Here is a 19829-nt window from a genome sequence, read left to right as displayed (position 1 = left end):
ACGACTTACATCTTACCGACTTACGGATTGTGCCTCAACACCGATCCGCTTGATCTCCCAGCGCAGCTCGACCCCGCTGGTCTCGCGGACGCGGCGGCGGACCTCCTCGCCGAGGCCTTCGATGTCGGCGGCGGTGGCGCCGCCGCGATTGATCAGGAAGTTGCAGTGCATCTCGCTGACCTGCGCCCCGCCCCGCGTCAGGCCCCGGCAGCCGGCGGCATCGACGAGTTGCCAGGCCTTGCCGCCCTCCGGGTTGGCGAAGGTCGAGCCGCCGGTGCGCTCGCGGATCGGCTGCGCGGCCTCGCGGGCGGCGGTGACGCGCTCCATTTCAGCCTCGATGGCCTCGCGCTCGCCGGGGCGGCCCCGAAACAGGGCCTGGGTGAAGATGACGTCCTCCGGTGCCGCGCAGTGGCGATAGGAGAAGCCCATCCGGGCATGGTCGAACCGGCGCAAGTTGCCCTGCCGGTCGACGCCCCTCGCCTCGACGAACACGTCGGTGGTCTCGCCGCCATGGGCGCCGGCATTCATGCGCAGCGCCCCGCCCACCGAGCCGGGGATGCCGCGATAGAAGGCGAGCCCGTCGAGGGATGCCTCGGCGGCGGCCTTGGCAAGGCGCATGTCGGGCACGGCGGTGCCGGCGCTGATCGTCTCGCCGTCGATGGTGACGGTGGCGAAGGCCTTGCCGCCGAGGCGCACGGTCACGCCGGGGATGCCGCCGTCGCGCACGATCAGGTTCGAGCCGAGGCCGATCACCGTCACCGGCACGGCGGGATCGAGGATGGCGAGCAGGGCGGCGAGGTCTTCCTCGTCGGCGGGGGTGAACAGCACCTCCGCCGGCCCTCCGACGCGGAACCACGTCAGGTCGGCGAGGCTCGCCCCCGCCACCAGCCGGCCCCGAAGGCCGGGCGCGGCGGCGCGGATCGTGTCGTGCAGCGTTGTCATGTGTGTTCTCCCCCTCTCCCCGCCTGCGGGGAGAGGGTTTTGCCGACCTTGTTGTCGGCGAAACGAGGCGGCAGCCGGGGGTGAGGGGGCGTGGCCGGAGGAGTCTCGTCCGTCATGGCCCCCTCACCCTCGCCCTTCGGGCTCGCCTCACCCCCGACAAAGGGGGCTCGGCCCTCTCCCCGCTTGCGGGGAGAGGGGGGAAGCGCGGCAAGGATCGTGTCGAGGACCCCAGCGGTGTTGCTCATCACTTCGGCGTTCCAGAAACGCAGCACGCGATAACCCTGGTCCTTCAGCCACGCATCGCGGAGGCGGTCGTGCTCGCTCTCGGCGTGCTGCCCGCCATCGACTTCGACGATCAGCCGGGCCTCCCGGCAGCAGAAAGCGGCGACGTACCGGCCGATGCTCTCCTGCCGCACGAACTTGAACCCTGCGAGGCGTCGGTCGCGCAGGCGGTACCAGAGGTGGCGCTCGGCTTCCGTCAGCGATGCGCGCAGGCTCCGGCAGAACCGCGTCGGCTCGGTCGTATCGGTCGTCACCCCCGCGCGGCCAGCTCGCCCGGCAAGGCGTAGGCCCATTGGGTGATCGTACCGGCGCCGAGGCACACGACGTAATCGCCGGACTTGGCGAGGTCCGCAACGATCCCCGCCAGATCCTCCGGCTTCTCCAGGGCGCGGGCGTCCCGGTGGCCGCGCGAGCGCAGGCCCGCCACGAGGCTGTCGCGGTCGAAGCCCTCGATGGGCGCCTCGCCCGCCGCGTAGACCGGGGCGACGATCACCGTGTCGGCGTCGTTGAAGCAGGTGCAGAAATCGTCGAACAGCGATTGCAGCCGCGTGTAACGGTGCGGCTGCACCACCGCGATCACCCCGTGATCCGTCGAGGCGCGGGCGGCCTTCAGCACCGCCTTGATCTCCACCGGATGGTGCCCGTAATCGTCGAAGATCGCCGCGCCGTTCCACTCGCCCGTGCGGGTGAAGCGCCGCTTCACGCCGCCGAAGCCGGCGAGCGCGTTGCGGATCGCGTCGGGCTTCACGCCGAGCTCGTGCGCTACGGCGAGGGCCGCCGTGGCGTTCAGCGCGTTGTGCTTGCCCGGCATCGGGAGGACGAGGTCCTCCATCTCCATCCGGTAGCCGGGGCGCCGGTCGCGGATCATCACCCGGAACTTGCTCTGGCCGCCCTTCAGGTCGACGTCGATCAGGCGCACGTCCGCCTGCGGGTTCTCGCCGTAGGTGATGATCCGCCGGTCCTCGATATGGCCGACGAGGTCCTGCACCACCGGATGGTCGATGCACATCACCGCGAAGCCGTAGAACGGGATATTGTCGATGAAGCGCCGGAACGCGTCCTTGATCGCGTCGAACGAGCCGAAATGGTCGAGGTGCTCGGGGTCGATGTTGGTGACGATGGCGACGTCCGCCGGCAGCTTGAGGAAGGTGCCGTCCGATTCGTCGGCCTCCACCACCATCCAGTCGCCCGCGCCCATGCGGGCGTTGGTGCCGTAGGCGTTGATGATGCCGCCGTTGATGACGGTCGGGTCGAGGTTCCCGGCATCGAGCAGCGTCGCCACCAGGGAGGTGGTGGTGGTCTTGCCATGGGTGCCGGCCACCGCGACGCAGGACTTGAACCGCATCAGCTCGGCCAGCATCTCGGCGCGGCGCACCACCGGCAGGCGGGCCTCCCGGGCGGCTTCGAGTTCGGGATTGTCGCGGCGGATCGCCGTCGAGACGACGACGAGCCCCGCCTCGGCCACGTTGGCCGCGTCATGCCCGACGAAGGTGCGCATGCCCTTGGCCGCAAGGCGGCGGACATTGGCGTTGTCCGAGGCGTCCGAGCCCTGAACCGTGTAGCCGAGGTTGTGCATCACCTCGGCAATGCCGGACATGCCGATGCCGCCGATGCCGATGAAGTGGATGGGGCCGAGTTTTTCGGGCAGCTTCATGGGTGTCAGACCTGTGCGGGACCGGGCGCGACGGCGCGGCGATCAGGGATGGGCCGCCGTCTCGACGACGACCTCGGCCAGCCGCTCGGCGGCGTCGTGAATGCCTGCGCTTCTCGCCGCATCGGCGGCCCGGGTCAATTTCGCCGGGTTCTCGCACATCTCCACGAGGTCGGCGGCGAGCCGGTCGGGGGTGAAGGCGGTCTGCTTCAGGACGAGGGCGGCGCCGATCGCCTCCAGGGTCGCGGCGTTGGCCGCCTGATCCTGATCGAGGGCGCCCGGCAGCGGCACGAGCACCGAGGGGCGGCCGATGGCGGCGAGTTCCGAGACGGTCGAGGCGCCGGAGCGCGAGATCACGAGGTGGCTCGCCGCCATCCGGGCCGGCAGGTCCTTGAAGAACGGGGCCGCGTCCAGGCCGGCGAGGCCCATGGCGAGGGTGCGGTTCTGCACCGCCGTCAGGTCCTCGGGCCGCACCTGCTGCGTGACGTGCAGGCGCGCCCGCAGGTCGGCCGGCAGGCGCTCCAGGGCCGGCGGGACGATCTCGCCCATGATCCGCGCGCCCTGGCTGCCGCCGAACACGAGGAGCCGGAGCACATCCCCCTCCCCGAAGGCGGGGTAGGGGATGCGCGCCGCTTCGATGACGGCGGGCCGCAGGGGGTTGCCGGTATGGACCCGCCGGGCGGTCGCCTTGTCCGGGATGCCCCGGACCTCGCGGAAGCCGGTGGCGATGGTCCGCGCGCCCCGCGCCAGGAAGCCGTTGGCCCGGCCCATCACCGCGTTCTGCTCGTGCAGGAGGGTGGGCACACGTAGAAGTTGAGCTGCCAGGACGGGCGGCACGGTCGGATAGCCGCCGAAGCCGACGACCGCCGCCGGGTTGATCCGGCGGATCGCCTTGGCGGCGTCGCCGAAGCCCCGCCCCAGGGTGACGACCGCCGCCGCGCGCTTGAGCATGTTGCGGCCGGACGGCGTCGCGGAGCGGATGGTGACGATCTCCGAGGCCGGGAAGCCGGCGGCGATGGAATCCACCCGCGCATCCGTGGCCAGGACGACGCGCACGCCCCGCGCCCGGAGGGCGTGGGCGAGGCTTTCGGCCGGGAAGAGGTGGCCGCCGGTCCCGCCCGCGCAGAGCAGGATGGTGGGGGTCAAGACGGTCATTGCTTCACCCCGGCGACGGCCGAGGGGGCCGTGCCCGGCGGCTTCTGGCTCAGCATCACCGTGCGCGGGCGCTTGCGGGTGAGGGCCACGAGGAAGCCGGTGCCGAGCGCCAGCGAGAACATCGACGAGCCGCCGAAGGAGACGAAGGGGAGCGTCATGCCCTTGGCCGGCATGAGTTGGGTGTTCACCGCCATGTTGATGCACGCCTGCAAGCCGAACAGGGTCGCGAGCCCCGTGATCGCCAGCCGCGAGAACGTGTCGTCCGTGCGCCGGGCGAGCTTGAGGCCGCGCAGCACGATGTAGGCGAACAGGGCCACGAGGCACAGGCAGACGATGACGCCGAATTCCTCGCCGATCACCGAGAACAGGAAGTCGGTATGGGCGTCGGGCAGGTGGCGCTTGGCGACGCCCTCCCCCGGGCCGGTGCCGAACCAGCTTCCCGAGCGGAAGGATTCGCGCGACCAGAATTCCTGGAAGCCACCGCCCGCGCCGTCGTCGCCCCGGTCGAGGAACTTGTTGAAGCGCTCGCGGACGTGGTGGAAGAACGTGTAGGCGGCGAAGACGCCGGCGAGGCCGAAGACGCCGAGCGCGGCGACCCAAATCAGGTGCAGGCCCGCCACGAAGAGCAGCGCCGACCACGTCATGGTGATGAGCATGGTCTGGCCGAAATCCGGCTGCAGCAGCAGCGGGACGATGGTGACGGGCAGGATCAGCAGGCCGAGCACGCCGCCGGGCATGTCCCGCCGCTGGGCTCCCTCGGAGAAGGCCCAGGCGGCCACGACCACGAAGGCGGGCTTCACGAACTCGGAGGGCTGGAGGCCGAGGGAGCCGAACTGGATCCAGCGATGCGCGCCCTTGATCTCAGGCCCGACCTTCACGGCGAGCAGGCAGAGCGCGACCCCCGAGAGCCAAGTGAACAGGGCGAGCCGCCGGATGCCGCGCAGGCTCAGGAACGACACCGCGCAGATGATCAGCACCGTGGGCGCGAGATACATCGCCTGACGGTTCAGGAAGTAGAAGGTCGGCAGCCCGATGCGCTCGGCGACCGGCGGCCCACCGCCCATCAGGAAGACCAGCCCGGCCACCATCAGGGCGACGAGCGCCGCGAGGAGGCCGCGGTCGACCGTCCACCACCAATCCGTCAGGGGGGTGCGTTCCGCGCGCGACATCATGCCGGACAACCACTCCAGGCCGCGCGGAATCCGATCCGCGCGGGTCGGGCCGGATCCTGTGCAGGAATGGTAAACGGAGGCTTATGGTCTTTCGTGCTCAGCGCGCCGAGCTCTTCGGACACGGGCATTTGCTTCGCGTCGTCGAAGGACGCACGCGACCGATATACTCCATGTTAAGCCGGGGAATGCAACTTAAAGGTGTAATACTTTCCAGTGACCTCGGACGCCCGGTGTCCGACCCGTAGAGCGTGAGTCGATCCGTCATGTTCGCCAGCCTGAACACCCGAGAGTCCCGTGCCAAGCTCTCGGCGCTCGACCGCGTTCAAGGGATCATCGAGTTCGATCTCACGGGGCGGATCCTCACGGCGAACACGAACTTCCTCGATGCCGTCGGCTACACGCTGCCGGAGATCGTCGGCCAGCATCACAGCCTGTTCATGGACCCGGCCGAGCGGGACTCGGACGCCTACCGGGCGTTCTGGGAGCGCCTGCGCGCGGGCACGTTCGAGTCCGGGCAGTTCCGGCGGGTCGGGCGCGGCGGCCGCCCGATCTGGATCCAGGCGTCCTACAACCCGATCCTCGATTCCGGCGGCAAGCCCTACAAGGTGGTGAAGTTCGCCACCGACATCACCCAGCAGCGCACCGAGGAGGCCGACCGCGCCGGCCAGATCGCCGCGATCGACAAGGTCCAGGCCGTCATCACCTTCGACCTCGACGGGGCCGTGCTCGACGCGAACGACAACTTCCTGACGGCGATGGGCTACACGCGCGACGAGGTCGTCGGGCGGCATCACAGCCTGTTCGTCGAGCCGGGGTACCGGGAGAGCGAGACCTACCGGGCGTTCTGGACGGCCCTGCGCAACGGGACCTATCAGGCGGCGCAGTTCCGCCGCATCGGCAAGGGCGGGCGGGAGGTCTGGATCCAGGCGTCCTACAACCCGATCCTCGATGCCAACGGCAAGCCCTACAAGGTGGTGAAGTTCGCCACCGACATCACGGATCAGGTCCGCCTGCTGGCCGACCTGCGCACGCTGATCGACCGGAATTTCGGCGAGATCGAGCAGGCGGTCACGCATTCGACCAAGGCCGCCACCCTCGCCTCGGCGGCAGCCGATTCGACCTCCGGCAACGTCCAGACCGTGGCGGCGGCGGCCGAGGAGCTGGCGGCTTCCGTGGCGGAGATGTCCCAGAGCATCGTGCGCTCGCAGGGGGCTACCGACACCGCCTATGCCTGCGTCCAGGATGCCGACGCCCACACCAAGCGCCTCGCCGACACGGCGACCGCGATGTCCGGCATCGTCGGCCTGATCCAGAACATCGCGGGCCAGATCAACCTCCTGGCGCTGAACGCGACCATCGAGGCCGCCCGCGCGGGCGAGGCCGGGCGCGGCTTCGCGGTGGTCGCCTCCGAGGTGAAGGCCCTGGCCGATCAGGCGGCCCGCGCCACGGGGCAGATCAACAGCGAGATTGCCAGCGTGCAGCGGGTCTCGCAGGAGGTGGTCGGAGCCCTCGGCTCGATCGGCGCATCGGTCTCGATCATGCGCGAGACCGTGGTGGCGACCGCCGCCGCCATCGAGGAGCAGAGCGCCGTGACCCGCGACCTCGCCGAGAACATGCAGAGCGCCGCCGGCGCCGTCACCGACATCACCGGCAATATCGGCGCCATCGGCGCCGCCGTGGCCCAGGTCCGGCAGGCGGTCGGCACCACCCGCGAGGCGGCGCGGGTGCTGGCCCGCTAGGGCAGCGCCCGGACCAGCTCCCGGAACCGGTCGCCCCGGATCTCGAAGTTGCGGAACTGGTCGTAGGAGGCGCAGGCCGGGGAGAGCAGCACCACCGGCTCCGGCGCGCCGGAGGCGGCGGCGTTCTCCGCCGCCTTCTCCACGGCCACGTCGAGGGTGCCGCAGCGGGTGTAGGGCACGGCGCCTTCCAGCGTCGCCGCGAAGGCGTCGGAGGCGGCGCCGATCAGGTAGGCATGGGCCACCCGCTCGAAATACGGGACCAGGGGGAAGATGCCCCCGTCCTTGGCCTTTCCGCCGAGGATCCAGTGGATGTCGCGGAAGGCGGTGAGCGCCTTCTCGGTCGAATCCGCGTTGGTCGCCTTCGAGTCGTTCACGAACAGGACGTGCCCCCGGCGGCCGACTTCCTCCATCCGGTGGGGCAAGCCGGGGAAGGAGGCGAGGCCGGCGCGGATCTGTTCCGGCGCGACGCCGAGCGCCTGGGCGACGGCGACGGCCACCGCCGCGTTCTGCCAGTTATGGGCGCCGCGCAGGGAGCCGATGCCGTTCACGTCGGCCAGATCCTCGCCCGAGGCGTCGCGGACATGGCCCTCGGCGACGCAGAGCCCGTCGCCCTGCGCCGCGCCGGCCCCGACATGGACCCGCACCAGCCGCTCGCCCCGCCGGTCGGCGATCGCCCGGCTCGGCGCGTCGTCGATGCCGACGACGGCGAGGTCCGCGCCCCGGATCAGCCGCTCCTTGATGGCGGCGTATTGCTCCATCGTGCCGTGGCGGTCGAGATGATCGGGGGTGATGTTCATCAGCACGCCGACGCTCGGATCGAGGGAGGGCGTCAGGTCGATCTGGAACGAGGACATCTCGATCACGTGGACGCGGGCGGCGTCCGGCGGGGCGAGGGAGAGGATCGCCGTGCCGATGTTGCCGCCCATCTGCACGTCGCGGCCCGCGTGGCGCAGGACGTGGGCGATGAGCGCCGTGGTGGTCGACTTGCCGTTGGTGCCGGTGATCGCCACGAAGGGCGCGCCCGGGGCGAGGGCCCGGCGCTCGCGGCAGAACAATTCGATGTCGCCGACGATCTCGACGCCGGCTCCCTGCGCGAGCCGCACGCTCCAATGGGGCTCGGGATGGGTGAGGGGCACGCCCGGCGCGAGGACCAGGGCGGCGAAGCCCGACCAATCCTGCTCGCGCAGGTCGGCGGTGGGGATCCCCTCCCCTTGCGCCTTGGCGACGCCCTCCGCGCCGTCGTCCCAGGCCAGGATCTCGGCTCCGCCCGCGATGAGCGCGCGGGCCGTGGCGAGCCCCGAGCCGCCGAGGCCGAACAGGGCGACTCTTCGGCCCGCGAAAGTGGTGACGGGGGTCATGCGAGACTCGTAACGAGGAAGACCGGCACGACACGGCCGTTCCCCGTTCCCCGGTGTCAGGCCGGGAAAGGCCGTGTCTCGAAGGACTTGTACCACGCCTGCGGCGGAAATGCCCTCAGCGCAGCTTGAGCGTGGCGAGGCCCGCCATGGCCAGGATCACGGCGATGATCCAGAAGCGGATCACGACCTGCGGCTCCTTCCAGCCCTTCTGCTCGAAATGGTGGTGGATCGGCGCCATGCGGAAGACGCGCTTGCCCGTGAGCTTGAACGAGGCGACCTGGATGATGACCGACATCATCTCCAGCACGAACAGGCCGCCGACCACCGCCAGCACGATCTCGTGCTTGGTGGCGACCGCGATGGTGCCGAGCAGGCCGCCGAGCGCCAGCGAGCCGGTGTCGCCCATGAAGATCTGCGCGGGCGGCGCGTTGAACCATAGGAAGCCGAGGCCCGCCCCGACCACCGCGCCGCAGACCACGGCGAGTTCGCCCGTGTCGCGGACGTAGTTCACCTGCAGGTAGCTCGCGGTGAAGGAGTTGCCGACGAGGTAGGCGATCACGCCGAACGTGGCGCAGGCGATCATCACCGGCACGATGGCGAGGCCGTCGAGCCCGTCGGTCATGTTCACCGCGTTGCCCGAGCCGACGATCACGAAGGCGCCGAAGATCGGATAGAGCAGGCCGAGGTTGAGGAGCGCATCCTTCAGGACGGGGAAGGCGAGCTGGTTCTGCAGCGTGAGCGGCGAATAGGCCGCGATCGTCACGCAGGCGGCCACGGCGATCAGCCCTTCGAGCCCCAGCCGGAACTTGCCGGAGAAGCCCTTGTGCGACTGCTTCGTGACCTTGAGGTAGTCGTCGTAGAAGCCGATCGCCCCGAAGCCGAGGGTCACGGTGAGGGTGATCCAGACGTAGTGGTTGCGCGGGTTCGTCCAGAGCAGCACCGCCACGATGAACCCGGCGAGGATCATTAGCCCGCCCATGGTCGGCGTGCCGCGCTTGGTGAGCAGGTGGGTCTGCGGCCCGTCCTCGCGGATCGGCTGGCCCTTGCCCTGGCGCAGGCGCAGCAGGGAAATGATCCACGGCCCGAACCAGAACACGAACAGGCCGGCGGTGAACACCGCGCCGCCGGCGCGGAAGGTGATGTAGCGGAAGACGTTGAGCGGCGTGAAGGTGCTGCTCAGGTCCGAGAGGAGGTAAAGCATCCGGGCGCGGGGCCCCTCTGTTCAGGCGGGGAGGCGGCGGGGCCGCTCAGGGAAGGGCGACGACCGAGTCGCGGCGCGTGTGCGGCGCGGCGTAACGGCCTTTGAGCGCCTCGACAATCCGGCCCATGCGGCTGCCGTTGGAGCCCTTGACCATCACGGCGTCGCCGGGGCGCAGGGTCCGGGTCAGGGGCTCGATCAGGTCGGCGGCGGTCTCGGCCACCGCGCCGCGCCGGCTCACCGGCAGGGCCTCGTAGAGGTTGCGGGTGAGCGGCCCGGCCGCGAAGACGAGGTCGACACCCGCTGCCTCGACGGAGGCGGCGAGGCCGCGATGCAGGTCGGGGCTGGTCGGCCCGAGTTCCAGCATGTCGCCGAGCACGGCGATGCGCCGGCCGCGCGGGCCGGTCTCGATGCCGCTGAGGGTCGCCAGCGCCGCACGGACGGCGGCGGGGTTGGCGTTGTAGCTCTCGTCGATGAGCCACGCGGTGCCGTTCGCCATTTCCAGTGCCGTGCGCTCGCCCCGGCCGGTGGGCGGTGCGAGGGCCGCGAGCGACAGGGCGGCGGCGGCGAGGTCGGCGCCGAGCGAATGGATCACCGCCATCACGCCGAGCGAATTGAGCGCCGTATGGCGGCCCGCCGTGCCGAGCTTGTAGGTGACGGGCTGCCCCATCACGTTGGCAACGACCACCGACAGGTCGGGGCGGAGCACGATCCGGTTGGCGCGGACATCGGCCTGCGGATGCTCGCCGAAGCTGACGATCCGCCCGGCCCGCGAGGCCATGGCATGGGCGGCGAGGCGCTCGTAATGGGGGTTGTCGCGGTTGATCACCGCCACGCCGCCGGGCTCCAGCCCGGCGAAGATCTCGCCCTTGGCGTCGGCGATGGCCGAGACCGAGGGGAAGTGCTCGGCATGCACCGGCTCGACGGCGACGACGAGCGCCACCTGCGGCCGGACCATGCCGGTCAGCGGCAGGATCTCGTGGGCGTGGTTCATGCCGATCTCGAAGACGCCGAACTGCGCCTCCTCCGGCATCCGCGCCAGGGTCAGGGGCACGCCCCAATGGTTGTTGTAGGAGGCCGCCGAGGCGTGCGTCGCCCCCTGCCCCGAGAGGACGTGGCGCAGGGCCTCCTTGGTGCCGGTCTTGCCCACCGAGCCGGTGACGGCGACGACCTGCGCCTCGCTGCGGGCGCGGGCGGCGCGGCCGATCCGCTCCATGGCGGTGAGAACCGGGTCGGCGCCCTCCCCCGCCACGGCGAGGACCGGGCCCTCGAACTCGGCCGCGCGGCCCTCGGCGACCACGGCGGCGCCGGCACCCTTGCCGAGCGCCTGGGCGACGAAATCATGCCCGTCCCGGGCCTCGCCCCGGATGGCGAAGAACAGGTCGCCGGGCTGCAGGGTGCGGGTGTCGATGGAGGCGCCCGACACGGGCCGGCGCTCGCCGATCCAGCGGCCGCCCGTGGCGGCTTCGAGGGCGTCCGGGGTCCAGAGTGCGGTCAAGGTCAGCCCCCCACAAGCGTGGCGATCGCGGCGCGCAGGACCTCGTGGTCCGAGAACGGGAGCACCCGATCTCCCACGATCTGGCCGGTTTCGTGACCCTTGCCGGCCACGACCAGCACATCGCCCTTGCCGAGACGGCCGACCGCGCTGCGGATCGCCTCCTCGCGGTCGCCGATCTCCTCCGCGCCGGGGGCCGCGTCGAGGATCGCCCGGCGAATCGCCGTCGGCTCCTCGGTGCGGGGATTGTCGTCGGTGACGATCACGTGGTCCGCGAGGCGGGCGGCGATGGCGCCCATGAGCGGGCGCTTGCCCCGGTCGCGGTCGCCGCCGCAGCCGAACACCACCACGAGCCGGCCCGAGGCGAAGGGGCGTAGGGCGGTGAGCACCTGTTCCAGCGCCTCCGGCTTGTGGGCGTAATCCACGAGGCAGAGCCCGCCCCGCGCTTCGCCGATCCGCTCCATGCGGCCCGGCACGCCGGTCAGGTGGTCGAGGGCGGCGAAGACCCCGTCCGGGTCGGCCGCGCCGGCCGGCGCCGCCAGGGCGAGCCCCGCCGCGACCAGGGCGTTCTCGACCTGGAAGCCGCCCACCAGGGGCAGCCGCAATTCGCGCGAGCGGCCCCCGGCCTCGACCGTGAGGGCCTGGGCGAAACCCTCCGTCCGCGCGGCGGCGAGGCGGATGTCGCGCCCTGCCCGTCCGGTGGTGAAGACCGGCCGCCCGGCGGCGTTTGCCGTCGCGATCACCCTATCGGAAAAGGCTCCGTCCGCATTCACGACCGCCGGACACCCGGCGGGGAGCAGATCGGTGAAAAGCCGCATCTTGGCCGCGAGATAGTCTTCGATGCTCGCGTGGTAGTCGAGATGGTCGCGGCCGAGATTGGTGAAGCCCGCCGCCGTGAGGCGCACGCCGTCGAGGCGGCGCTGCTCGATCCCGTGGGACGAGGCCTCCATGGCGAGTTCGGTGATGCCCTCGTCCGCGAGGCGGGCCAGGGTCTCGTGCAGGGTGACGGGATCGGGGGTGGTGAGGGAGCCGTATTGCGCCCCCCGGTTGGTGACGATACCGACCGTGCCGAGGCTCGCCGACTCGCGGCCCATGCGCGAAAAGATCTGGCGGACGAAATCGGCCACCGAACTCTTGCCGGCGGTGCCGGTGACGGCGAGCACCGTCTCCGGCTGGCGCCCGGCGAGGCGGGCGGCGGCGAGCGCCAACGCCCGGCGGGCCTCGGGGACGGCGATCCAGGCGGTCGCCCCGGGCAGGTCGGCGGGGCGCTCGCCCTCCCCCGCGACGGCCAGCGCCCCGGCTTCCGCCGCCTTGGCCGCGAAGAGACGCCCGTCAGCCTTGGTGCCCGGCACCGCGACGAACACACCGCCCGGCACGACGCGCCGGCTGTCGGCGGTCAGCCCGGCGACGGGCCGGTCCGCTTCGGGCCCGGTGGCGTCCGGGAAGAGGTCGCCGAGGCGGGTCACGGGCCGCCCAACTGGTTGACGTGGTAGGCGTTCAACTTGACCATCTGCGGGAAGGGCCGCACCGGCGCCTCGAATTGCGGCGGCAGGCCGAGGATCGGCGCGACGCGCTCGATGATTTTGCCGGTGACGACGCCGGAGTTCCAGGCGGCGGTGGCGTAGCCGCCGGATTCCGGCAGGCCCTGCGGCTCGTCCATGATGGTGACGAACAGGTACTTCGGATCGTTCATCGGCGAGGCCGCCATGAAGGTCGTGAACAGGCGGTTCTTGTTGTAGCGTCCGCCGATCACCTTCTCGGCCGTGCCGGTCTTGCCGCCGACGAAGTAGAGCGGCACCGACGCCTTCTTGGCCGAACCCTCGTTGGCGTTGAGGCGCATGATGTAGCGCATCGCCTCGGAGGTCTGGGCCGAGAGCACGGGCGTCGAGCGCGCCTTCACCGAATCCGGGTCGGACTTCAGGAATGTCGGGGTGATGAGCTTGCCGCCGTTGACGATGGCGCCCACCGCCATCGCCGCCTGGAGGGGCGCCACCGCGATGCCGTGGCCGAAGGCGATGGTGATGGTGTTGATCTCGCTCCACCGCGAGGGGACGATCGGCGCCGCGCTCTCGGGAAGTTCGGTGCGCAGCCGGTCGGTGAGGCCCATCCTCTTGAGGAAGGCCTTGTGGCCGGGCACGCCGACGCCGAGCGCCATCTTGGCCGAGCCGATGTTCGACGAGTGCGTGAACACCTCCGGCATCGTGATGATGCGGTTGGTGCCGTGGTACTCGTGGATCTTCTGCCGGCCCCAGTTCAGCACGCCGCCCCGGGTGTCGAACGTCGAGTTGACGTTGTACTTGCCGGATTCGAGCGCCATGGCCAGCGTCATCGCCTTGAAGGTCGAGCCCATCTCGTAGACGCCGACATTCATGCGGTTGATCCGGTCGGGCGCCAGGGCGTCCTTCGGGTCGTTCGGGTCGAAGTCGGGCATCGAGACCAGCGCGATGACCTCGCCGGTCTTCACGTCGAGGATCATCGCCGCGCCGGCCTTGGCCTTGAAGTGCTCGATGCCCTTGGCGAGCTCGTCGCGCACGGCGAACTGGGCGCGCAGGTCGAGGGAGAGCTGGATGGGCTTCAGGTCCGCCTGCTTGCTGACGAGGCCGAAGCTGTTCAGCGCCTGGAGGCCGGTGGAGTCGATGTACTTCTCCATGCCGGCGATGCCGACGCCGTCGAGGTTCGTCGCGCCCAGGATGTGGGCGGCGGCGGTGCCGTTCGGGTAGACGCGCTTGTGGTCCGGCAGGAAGCCGATGCCGGGGATGCCGAGGCGATGCACCTCGGCCTGCTGCTTGGGCGTGAGCTCGCGCTTCACCCACACGAAGCCCGCGCCCTTGCGGTCCTTGCGGGAGGCGAGCTTGGCGCGCAGCTCCGAGGCGTTGAGCGAGGGCAGGACGGCGGTGAGCAGTTCGACCGCCTCGTCCTTGTCGTAGATGTTGCCGGGCTCGGCGAAGACCGACACCGTGCGGATGTCGGTGGCCAGGATCTCGCCGTTGCGGTCGACGATGTCGGGGCGGAAGGCGGTCGAGGAGGTGGCGGCGGCCCGGTGCTCCTGGCTGGGCGGCTCGCCGAAGATCGCCATGGTGAGGAGGCGCACGGAGATCGCCCCGAACACGCCGAGGAAGACGAGCCCGACCAGCGCCACGCGGACATGCGAGCGCTCGATGGCGAGGCGGAACATGCTGCGGACGAGGCGGCGCATGCGCACCCGGCGCGGGTCGCGCGGGGCCATGACCTCCTCCACCGCCTGCATCAGGCGGGCGGCATCCTGCTCCGCCACCTGCGGCGCCGGCTGGGCCGCCGCCGCGGCGGCCGCGGCCGCCTGCTCCTCCGGCGTGCCGAAGACCGGCTCCCGGCGCTCCGAATGATCCTGCGCGTCGGACACGAAACTACCTCGCGGCGGTCGGGGTACGGGTCGTCGTCACGGTGCGGCTGATCGCACCCGTCGTGCGCGGCTCCGGCGTGCCCTTCTCCTTGGGGGTCGCCGTCGCCGCGAGAAGCCGGCCGATCTCGTCGCCGCGCTCGGGCCGGGCGGGAAGGTCCGCGATCCGGCCGAGATGGCTGATGCCGATCGGCTCCAGGGCGAGGTGCTTCTCCACCGCCGCCTGGAGGCGGTCCGGCCGGGTCAGCAACTGCCACTCCGCCCGCAGGACGGCGATGGCCTGCCGCTCCTTGTGCAGGGCGGTCTGGACCTTGGAGACCTGACCCGCCTGATAGAGCGTGTCGTACTTGATCGAGTAGGCATAGACCGCCGAGGCGACGAGCCCGGCAATCGCCAGCAGGTTGAGAAGGCGGATCATCGGCGCGCGCCTCCGCGGCGGTGTTCGGGCAGGCTCGCCAGGGTCTCGATGGCGCTGAGCGGCGGCGGCACGGGGGCGTCGGTGCGCGCGACGGCGCGTAGCTTCGCCGAGCGGGCGCGCGGGTTGCGCGCCAGTTCCGCATCGCCCGGCAGGACGGGGCCCTTGGTGACGAGGCTCAGGCTGCGCGGCTCCGGGGCGCCCTGGCTCGGCAGGTGCCGGGAGCCCTGGGCCGCCCGGCCGCTCCGCGCGGCGAAGAACTGCTTGACGATCCGGTCTTCCAGCGAATGGAACGTGACCACCGCGAGCCGCCCGCCCGGCGCCAGCACCCGCTCGGCCGCGTGCAGCGCCCGGACGAGTTCGCCGAGTTCGTCGTTCACCGCGATGCGCAGGCCCTGGAAGGTCCGCGTCGCCGGGTGGATGTGGCTGCCGGGCTCGACCCGCACCACGCCCGCCACGATCTCCGCGAGTTGCGCCGTGGTCTCGATCCGCCCGCGCCGCCGCGCCTCGTGGATCGCCCGCGCCACCGCCCGCGACCGGCGCTCCTCGCCGTAATGGTAGATGATGTCGGCGAGTTCGGTCTCGTCGGCCTCGTTGACGATGTCCGCCGCGCTCGGCCCTTCGGCGCCCATGCGCATGTCGAGGGGACCGTCGTGGCGGAAGGAGAAGCCGCGCTCCGGCGTGTCGAGCTGCATCGACGAGACACCGATATCGAGCACCACGCCCTGCACCGTTCCCTCCCCCGCCGTGGCGGCGAGGCTGTCGAGGTCGCCGAAGCGGCCCGGCACCAGGGCGAGCCGGCCCTTGGCCTCCGCCACGAGGGCCTGACCGCCCGCGATGGCACGCGGGTCGCGGTCGATGGCGAGGACACGCAGCGTCGGGTCGGCGGCGAGCAAGGCTCGCGTGTAGCCCCCCGCGCCGAAGGTGCCATCGATGATCACCCCCTCGCCCGCCGGGTTCAGGGCCGCGATCACCTCATCGAGGAGCACGGGGACGTGGGGGGCACCGGACGCCGGGGCGGCGGTGCGAATCGGCTGGGCCCTCATGCGCGCCATCCCGGGATCGACGGGCCGGCGGGCGGGGAAGCAGGAAGACGTGCGTGCACTCTTATCTCGCCCTGGTCCGGACCGCGCGGAGGCGGCTCGCGTGACGGGAGCGGCGACGGAGGCACTGGGCGCGAGCACCCGCGAACGGACGAGCCCTGCGGGTCCGCAGGTAACGCCCGGCGAGCCGATAATCGCCGCTGACGGGAGGGTGCCGGGTATCATGGGCCTCGGAAGGTCGTCAACGCGCGCCGGGCGCGTGCGCCACTCCCCCGATCTAGAACCGGGCAAGGTTAACCGATGGTGTGTTTTTCGGCAGTTTCCCGCGTCGCCGCGCGGGCCGGGATTCGGCCAACGCGCTGACGATGTTCGGCTTTTCGGAATCGAGCGGATCAGCCGGCCTGTAAGCCGGGTTCTGTAGGGCCGGGAGGCTCGCGCCTACCGACGTGGCAGCCATTCCTCTGGGACGGTCGTTGCCGACCGCCTCGAGCAACCAACCCGGGCGACTGGCCTGGAGAGCGGGCCTGCCCCCCTCGCGGGGGACGCGCCGCCCCTATTCGGTTTTGCTCCCGGTGGGGTTTGCCGTGCCGTCCGCGTTGCCGCGTCCGCGGTGCGCTCTTACCGCACCCTTTCACCCTGACCCCGGACGGATCCGGGGCGGTCTGCTCTCTGTGGCACTGTCCCTGGGGTCGCCCCCGCCGGACGTTATCCGGCACCGTCTCTCCATGGAGCCCGGACTTTCCTCCCCGGGCGAACCCGGAGCGGCTGCCCGGCCGGCTGATCCGGGGGCGACATGGGCCTTCGCCGCCCCTGCGGTCAAGGGCTCGCGGGGCTCACCAGGTGCCGGTGTTCTCCAAGGAGGTCCACGGCTCCTGCGGCTCCTTGGCGTCGCCCTTCTGCAGGATCTCGATGGAGATGCCGTCCGGCGACTTCACGAAGGCCATGCGCCCGTCGCGCGGCGGCCGGTTGATGGTGACGCCGGCCTCCTTCAGCTTCGTGCAGAAGGCGTAGATGTCATCGACCTGATAGGCGAGGTGCCCGAAGTTGCGCCCGCCGGAATAGGTCTCGGGGTCCCAGTTGTAGGTCAGCTCCACGAGGGGGGACTTGCTCTCCCGCGCCTTCTCGACGTCTCCGGGGGCAGCCAGGAACACGAGGGTGAACCGGCCCTTCTCGTTGTCGATCCGGCGGACCTCCTGAAGGCCGAACGTGCCGACATAGAAGGCCAGCGCCCGGTCGAGATCGGCGACGCGCACCATCGTGTGCAGGTATTCCATGAGACGATCCTCTGTCCGCAAGACCCGGCATCACGGCACGGGTCGGTCGAGCCCCTACTTAGGCGGTCACGCGGGCAGGTCTATGAGGGGGGGGCGCCTTCGGGCCGCGCCGGGCCGGAACCGCATCCGGCGGCCGGGCTCGGGCTCGCTGGATCATTGCGCTCGTTGGACAAGGCTAGATTTGATCCGGATCGAGTCGGCACGAGATCCCGACCGCCCGGATCGACTCCAATGTTGGAGATATCAAGTCTTTTTCGGGATCGATGCCAATTTCGATGACACGAAGCCGCCACAGACACTGAGTTGGGATGTCCGTTTGCGTTAACCAAACTCGATCTGAAACGTGGATGCGTATTCGCTACCGACCCGCCAAGACGGCCGCGACAAGGGCGACTCCGGCGGATGCGCCGAGTTGCGCGCCGACGGCCGCCGCTGTCCAGTTATATACAACTCCAATTTGAAAGCCGATCACGCCACCTACGAGGGTTCCGATCACGAATAGGATGAGCATGACGGCGCTTTCACTGAGGACTGCAGGGTCGAAACACCTTCCGAGCGGCGTGGCGATCTTCTCTTATAGTTCTCGTCTTGATACGCGATAGCTTGGTCATGGCCGGAACGTATGTTTTCAAGCCGCAAGTATGGACTCGCCGTAACTTGTCGGGCGGCATTCCGTAAGCTTGTGAATGCCGCGCCCATTTGTTATGCAGCCCCCATTAAGAAAGGTTTAACCACCTTCCCCCCGCGAGAGGATCTGCACCGATGCCGCGTCCGAAGGGACAGACGACAGTCTTCAGGCCTGCGCTGACATCGCAGCCCGGCTTCGAGCCCATCCTGAACGCGCTGACCTTACGGGGGCTCGAACGTCGGCTCGGCATGGCCGTCAAGCGCAGCATCGACGTGGCGGTTGCGGGAAGCGCCCTCCTCCTCCTTCTGCCGCTCCTGGCGCTGGTCGCTGCGACGGTCTGGATGGGGGATGGCAAGTCGCCGATCTTCCGGCACACGCGCCTGGGCCGCAACGGGCGCCCGTTCGGCTGCCTGAAGTTCCGGACCATGGTGGTGGATGCCGAGGCGGCGCTCGCCGCCCATCTGGCGACCAATCCCGCGGCGCGGGTCGAATGGGCCGCCACGCACAAGCTGACCGACGATCCGCGCGTGACCGCCCTGGGTCGGGTACTGCGCAAGACCTCGCTCGATGAGTTGCCGCAGCTTGTGAACGTCCTGCGCGGGGACATGAGCCTCGTCGGCCCCCGGCCGATCGTGCAGGCTGAGGTCGCGCATTACGGCGCCGCCTTCACCCCCTGCTTCTCGGTGCCGCCCGGCGTGACGGGCCTGTGGCAGGTCTCCGGTCGTTCAGACACGACCTACGAGGAGCGTGTCGCCCTCGATCTCGACTACGCCGCGCATTGGAGCCTCAAGCGCGACCTGATCATCCTGGTTCGGACGGTTCCCGCCGTCTTCGCCCAGCGCGGCAGCCGCTGACCGGCGGCCGAGGCGCGCTGATACAGACTCACAGACCGCCGGGGTGATCCTCCGGCGCGATGGGGGCCTCGTCGCACAGCCGCCAGATTTCCAGAAAGCACGCTGCGTAAGCCGCTAAGAGAACGGCGGTCCAATGCATGGTTGTAGCCCCTGCGATATCGCTCTCGTTACCCTAGGGCCGAAAGCTTGACGTTTCCTCGCAGGTGATGCTGCCCTTACTGTTTCAGAAGGGCAAGGACCATTCCGATCAAAGTCCCGCCAGCGACGGGAGAAAGTAGCCCAAAGACCGAAATGAGCAGGATGAGCGCGATGGCCGCGTTCTCCTTCCGCTTCGCCTCCTCCTTGCGGGAGGGGGGCTCCCACCGCGGCGGAACGGCTCTTTGTTCGTGATCGAGGAACACCGCCGATACCCGATTGTTCGCCCTTCGGACATGCCGCGACCCGTCAGGGTGGCACAACAACGAGTGTACCCGAGAGACGACCATGCTGAAAGTTCTGCGCTTCCTCCGAAACTGGCTCGTGCTCTCCGTGCCGCTCGGCGTCGCCGTCGGGAAGCTGCTCAAGTGGCGTAACAAGCCCGTGACGGACCAAAGAGTCCCGTAAGTCCGCTTTCCCTTCTTCGGGCCATCATCTAACGGATATCTCTCGCCATCCCGCGGAAGCGATCTAGTCTTCGGCGGCTTTGGCGCGCCGTTGAGATGATGCGAGGATCGTGGACACTATGAAGGGGCTGATGCTCAACACGCTCCTCGGACTGGCACTCGGCCGGTTCGGTGGCGTCTGGATGCTCTGTGCCCTCGTGCCGGTCGTCGCGGTGGAATTGCTCTACGGCTACTACGTCTATCAGCTCGGCTTCGGCGCGGGCCTCCGGCGCGGTGCGGCCCTGCTTGTCTGCGGCGAACTGGCCTTCCTTCTCGGCATGCTGATGCGGCCGATGCCAGGAGAAACCTGACATCGGCTCGAAGCCGATCGAGGCGGAAGACGATTAGAAACGTACGGGATTGGTGGAGCCTAACGGGATCGAACCGATGACCTCTTCCATGCCATGGAAGCGCTCTCCCAGCTGAGCTAAGGCCCCAACCCATTCGCCAGAGGGCGAAGTCGTTTGAGAGGGAATGGTGTGTTGTCTTTGCGTTGTGCGGGTCTGGCGGCGACCGACTCTCCCGTGCCTTGAGGCACAGTACCATGGGCGCTGGCGTGTTTAACGGCCGAGTTCGAGATGGGATCGGGTTCTGGGCACGCCGCTC

16 protein-coding genes, 1 tRNA gene, 1 rRNA gene and 1 other RNA gene are annotated in these 19829 nt (G+C 70.0%); 3 read left to right on the top strand and 16 right to left on the bottom strand.

Features of this window, described 5'->3' with window-relative positions:
- Positions 1–12: 12 nt before the first annotated feature.
- The 5 genes from murB to MKK52_RS19940 are packed head-to-tail and all read right to left on the bottom strand — an operon-like array spanning position 13 to position 5202.
- Positions 13–942 (bottom strand): UDP-N-acetylmuramate dehydrogenase, encoded by a 930-nt coding sequence (murB, locus tag MKK52_RS19960; RefSeq protein WP_243956759.1) that lies wholly within the window; start codon positions 940–942, stop codon positions 13–15.
- Positions 939–1478, bottom strand: coding sequence for an endonuclease domain-containing protein (locus MKK52_RS19955; protein WP_243956757.1), 540 nt, complete (start codon positions 1476–1478; stop codon positions 939–941). The genes murB and MKK52_RS19955 overlap by 4 nt, the downstream gene beginning before the upstream one ends.
- Positions 1475–2878, bottom strand: a complete 1404-nt coding sequence (gene murC, locus MKK52_RS19950) for a UDP-N-acetylmuramate--L-alanine ligase (RefSeq protein WP_243956755.1) — start codon at positions 2876–2878, stop codon at positions 1475–1477. Before murC ends, MKK52_RS19955 begins: the two co-directional genes overlap by 4 nt.
- 42 nt (positions 2879–2920) lie before the next feature.
- Positions 2921–4030 carry an undecaprenyldiphospho-muramoylpentapeptide beta-N-acetylglucosaminyltransferase gene (gene murG, locus MKK52_RS19945; protein ID WP_243956753.1) on the bottom strand — a complete coding sequence of 370 codons (1110 nt, stop codon included), beginning with the start codon at positions 4028–4030 and terminating at the stop codon, positions 2921–2923.
- Entirely contained in the window at positions 4027–5202 is a 1176-nt protein-coding gene (locus tag MKK52_RS19940; protein ID WP_243956751.1) for an FtsW/RodA/SpoVE family cell cycle protein, read from the bottom strand. The genes murG and MKK52_RS19940 overlap by 4 nt, the downstream gene beginning before the upstream one ends.
- 263 nt (positions 5203–5465) lie before the next feature.
- Here MKK52_RS19940 and MKK52_RS19935 point away from each other — a divergent pair, with 263 nt between their 5' ends.
- Positions 5466–6941: a PAS domain S-box protein gene (locus MKK52_RS19935; protein WP_243956750.1), complete on the top strand. Its 1476-nt coding sequence runs from the start codon at positions 5466–5468 to the stop codon at positions 6939–6941.
- Here MKK52_RS19935 and murD read toward each other — a convergent pair.
- From murD to MKK52_RS19890, 9 genes are all read right to left on the bottom strand, one after another.
- Positions 6938–8299 carry a UDP-N-acetylmuramoyl-L-alanine--D-glutamate ligase gene (murD, locus tag MKK52_RS19930; protein ID WP_243956748.1) on the bottom strand — a complete coding sequence of 454 codons (1362 nt, stop codon included), beginning with the start codon at positions 8297–8299 and terminating at the stop codon, positions 6938–6940. The genes MKK52_RS19935 and murD overlap by 4 nt on opposite strands.
- Positions 8300–8414: 115 nt before the next feature.
- Entirely contained in the window at positions 8415–9500 is a 1086-nt protein-coding gene (gene mraY / locus MKK52_RS19925) for a phospho-N-acetylmuramoyl-pentapeptide-transferase (RefSeq protein ID WP_243956746.1), read from the bottom strand.
- Between the two features lie 46 nt (positions 9501–9546).
- On the bottom strand, positions 9547–10995 hold the full coding sequence (locus MKK52_RS19920; protein WP_409564703.1) for a UDP-N-acetylmuramoylalanyl-D-glutamyl-2,6-diaminopimelate--D-alanyl-D-alanine ligase: 1449 nt from the start codon (positions 10993–10995) through the stop codon (positions 9547–9549).
- Positions 10996–10997: 2 nt separating this feature from the next.
- The gene (locus MKK52_RS19915) at positions 10998–12458 is read right to left on the bottom strand and encodes a UDP-N-acetylmuramoyl-L-alanyl-D-glutamate--2,6-diaminopimelate ligase (RefSeq protein ID WP_243956744.1); all 1461 of its coding nucleotides are present in this window, start codon (positions 12456–12458) and stop codon (positions 10998–11000) included.
- Positions 12455–14218: a peptidoglycan D,D-transpeptidase FtsI family protein gene (locus tag MKK52_RS19910; protein ID WP_409564704.1), complete on the bottom strand. Its 1764-nt coding sequence runs from the start codon at positions 14216–14218 to the stop codon at positions 12455–12457. Before MKK52_RS19910 ends, MKK52_RS19915 begins: the two co-directional genes overlap by 4 nt.
- A gap of 157 nt (positions 14219–14375) precedes the next feature.
- On the bottom strand, positions 14376–14786 hold the full coding sequence (locus tag MKK52_RS19905; RefSeq protein WP_243956742.1) for a hypothetical protein: 411 nt from the start codon (positions 14784–14786) through the stop codon (positions 14376–14378).
- A complete protein-coding gene (gene rsmH, locus MKK52_RS19900) occupies positions 14783–15838 on the bottom strand; it encodes a 16S rRNA (cytosine(1402)-N(4))-methyltransferase RsmH (protein WP_243956740.1) in 1056 nt (351 codons plus the stop codon). Before rsmH ends, MKK52_RS19905 begins: the two co-directional genes overlap by 4 nt.
- Positions 15839–16214: 376 nt before the next feature.
- Positions 16215–16607, bottom strand: an RNA gene (gene rnpB, locus MKK52_RS19895) — RNase P RNA component class A.
- Positions 16608–16659: 52 nt separating this feature from the next.
- Positions 16660–17100 (bottom strand): VOC family protein, encoded by a 441-nt coding sequence (locus MKK52_RS19890; RefSeq protein ID WP_243956738.1) that lies wholly within the window; start codon positions 17098–17100, stop codon positions 16660–16662.
- Between the two features lie 762 nt (positions 17101–17862).
- On the opposite strand from MKK52_RS19890, the gene MKK52_RS19885 reads away from it, so the two are divergent.
- Positions 17863–18582, top strand: a complete 720-nt coding sequence (locus tag MKK52_RS19885) for a sugar transferase (RefSeq protein ID WP_243956736.1) — start codon at positions 17863–17865, stop codon at positions 18580–18582.
- Between the two features lie 721 nt (positions 18583–19303).
- Positions 19304–19534, top strand: coding sequence for a hypothetical protein (locus MKK52_RS19880; protein ID WP_243957058.1), 231 nt, complete (start codon positions 19304–19306; stop codon positions 19532–19534).
- A gap of 50 nt (positions 19535–19584) precedes the next feature.
- Here MKK52_RS19880 and MKK52_RS19875 read toward each other — a convergent pair.
- Both MKK52_RS19875 and rrf read right to left on the bottom strand, forming a co-directional pair.
- Positions 19585–19660: transfer RNA gene (locus MKK52_RS19875), tRNA-Ala, on the bottom strand.
- Positions 19661–19724: 64 nt separating this feature from the next.
- Positions 19725–19829 (bottom strand): 5S ribosomal RNA (gene rrf, locus MKK52_RS19870); the annotation flags it as partial.

It is taken from the genome of Methylobacterium sp. J-067, assembly GCF_022829465.1.
Lineage (GTDB): Bacteria > Pseudomonadota > Alphaproteobacteria > Rhizobiales > Beijerinckiaceae > Methylobacterium > Methylobacterium litchii.
The sequence above is the reverse complement of the archived record's forward strand: the minus strand, read 5'-3'. Positions and strand labels throughout refer to the sequence as shown.

What these genes read in the sequence shown, in the direction of transcription:
- murD (WP_243956748.1), bottom strand. Translation starts at nt 8,299, where the DNA reads ATGACCCCCGTCACCACTTTCGCGGGCCGAAGAGTCGCCCTGTTCGGC.
- MKK52_RS19910 (WP_409564704.1), bottom strand. Translation starts at nt 14,218, where the DNA reads ATGGCCCCGCGCGACCCGCGCCGGGTGCGCATGCGCCGCCTCGTCCGC.
- MKK52_RS19885 (WP_243956736.1), top strand. Translation starts at nt 17,863, where the DNA reads ATGCCGCGTCCGAAGGGACAGACGACAGTCTTCAGGCCTGCGCTGACA.
- mraY (WP_243956746.1), bottom strand. Translation starts at nt 9,500, where the DNA reads ATGCTTTACCTCCTCTCGGACCTGAGCAGCACCTTCACGCCGCTCAAC.
- MKK52_RS19905 (WP_243956742.1), bottom strand. Translation starts at nt 14,786, where the DNA reads ATGATCCGCCTTCTCAACCTGCTGGCGATTGCCGGGCTCGTCGCCTCG.
- MKK52_RS19935 (WP_243956750.1), top strand. Translation starts at nt 5,466, where the DNA reads ATGTTCGCCAGCCTGAACACCCGAGAGTCCCGTGCCAAGCTCTCGGCG.
- MKK52_RS19940 (WP_243956751.1), bottom strand. Translation starts at nt 5,202, where the DNA reads ATGATGTCGCGCGCGGAACGCACCCCCCTGACGGATTGGTGGTGGACG.
- MKK52_RS19880 (WP_243957058.1), top strand. Translation starts at nt 19,304, where the DNA reads ATGAAGGGGCTGATGCTCAACACGCTCCTCGGACTGGCACTCGGCCGG.
- rsmH (WP_243956740.1), bottom strand. Translation starts at nt 15,838, where the DNA reads ATGGCGCGCATGAGGGCCCAGCCGATTCGCACCGCCGCCCCGGCGTCC.
- MKK52_RS19890 (WP_243956738.1), bottom strand. Translation starts at nt 17,100, where the DNA reads ATGGAATACCTGCACACGATGGTGCGCGTCGCCGATCTCGACCGGGCG.
- murB (WP_243956759.1), bottom strand. Translation starts at nt 942, where the DNA reads ATGACAACGCTGCACGACACGATCCGCGCCGCCGCGCCCGGCCTTCGG.
- murG (WP_243956753.1), bottom strand. Translation starts at nt 4,030, where the DNA reads ATGACCGTCTTGACCCCCACCATCCTGCTCTGCGCGGGCGGGACCGGC.
- murC (WP_243956755.1), bottom strand. Translation starts at nt 2,878, where the DNA reads ATGAAGCTGCCCGAAAAACTCGGCCCCATCCACTTCATCGGCATCGGC.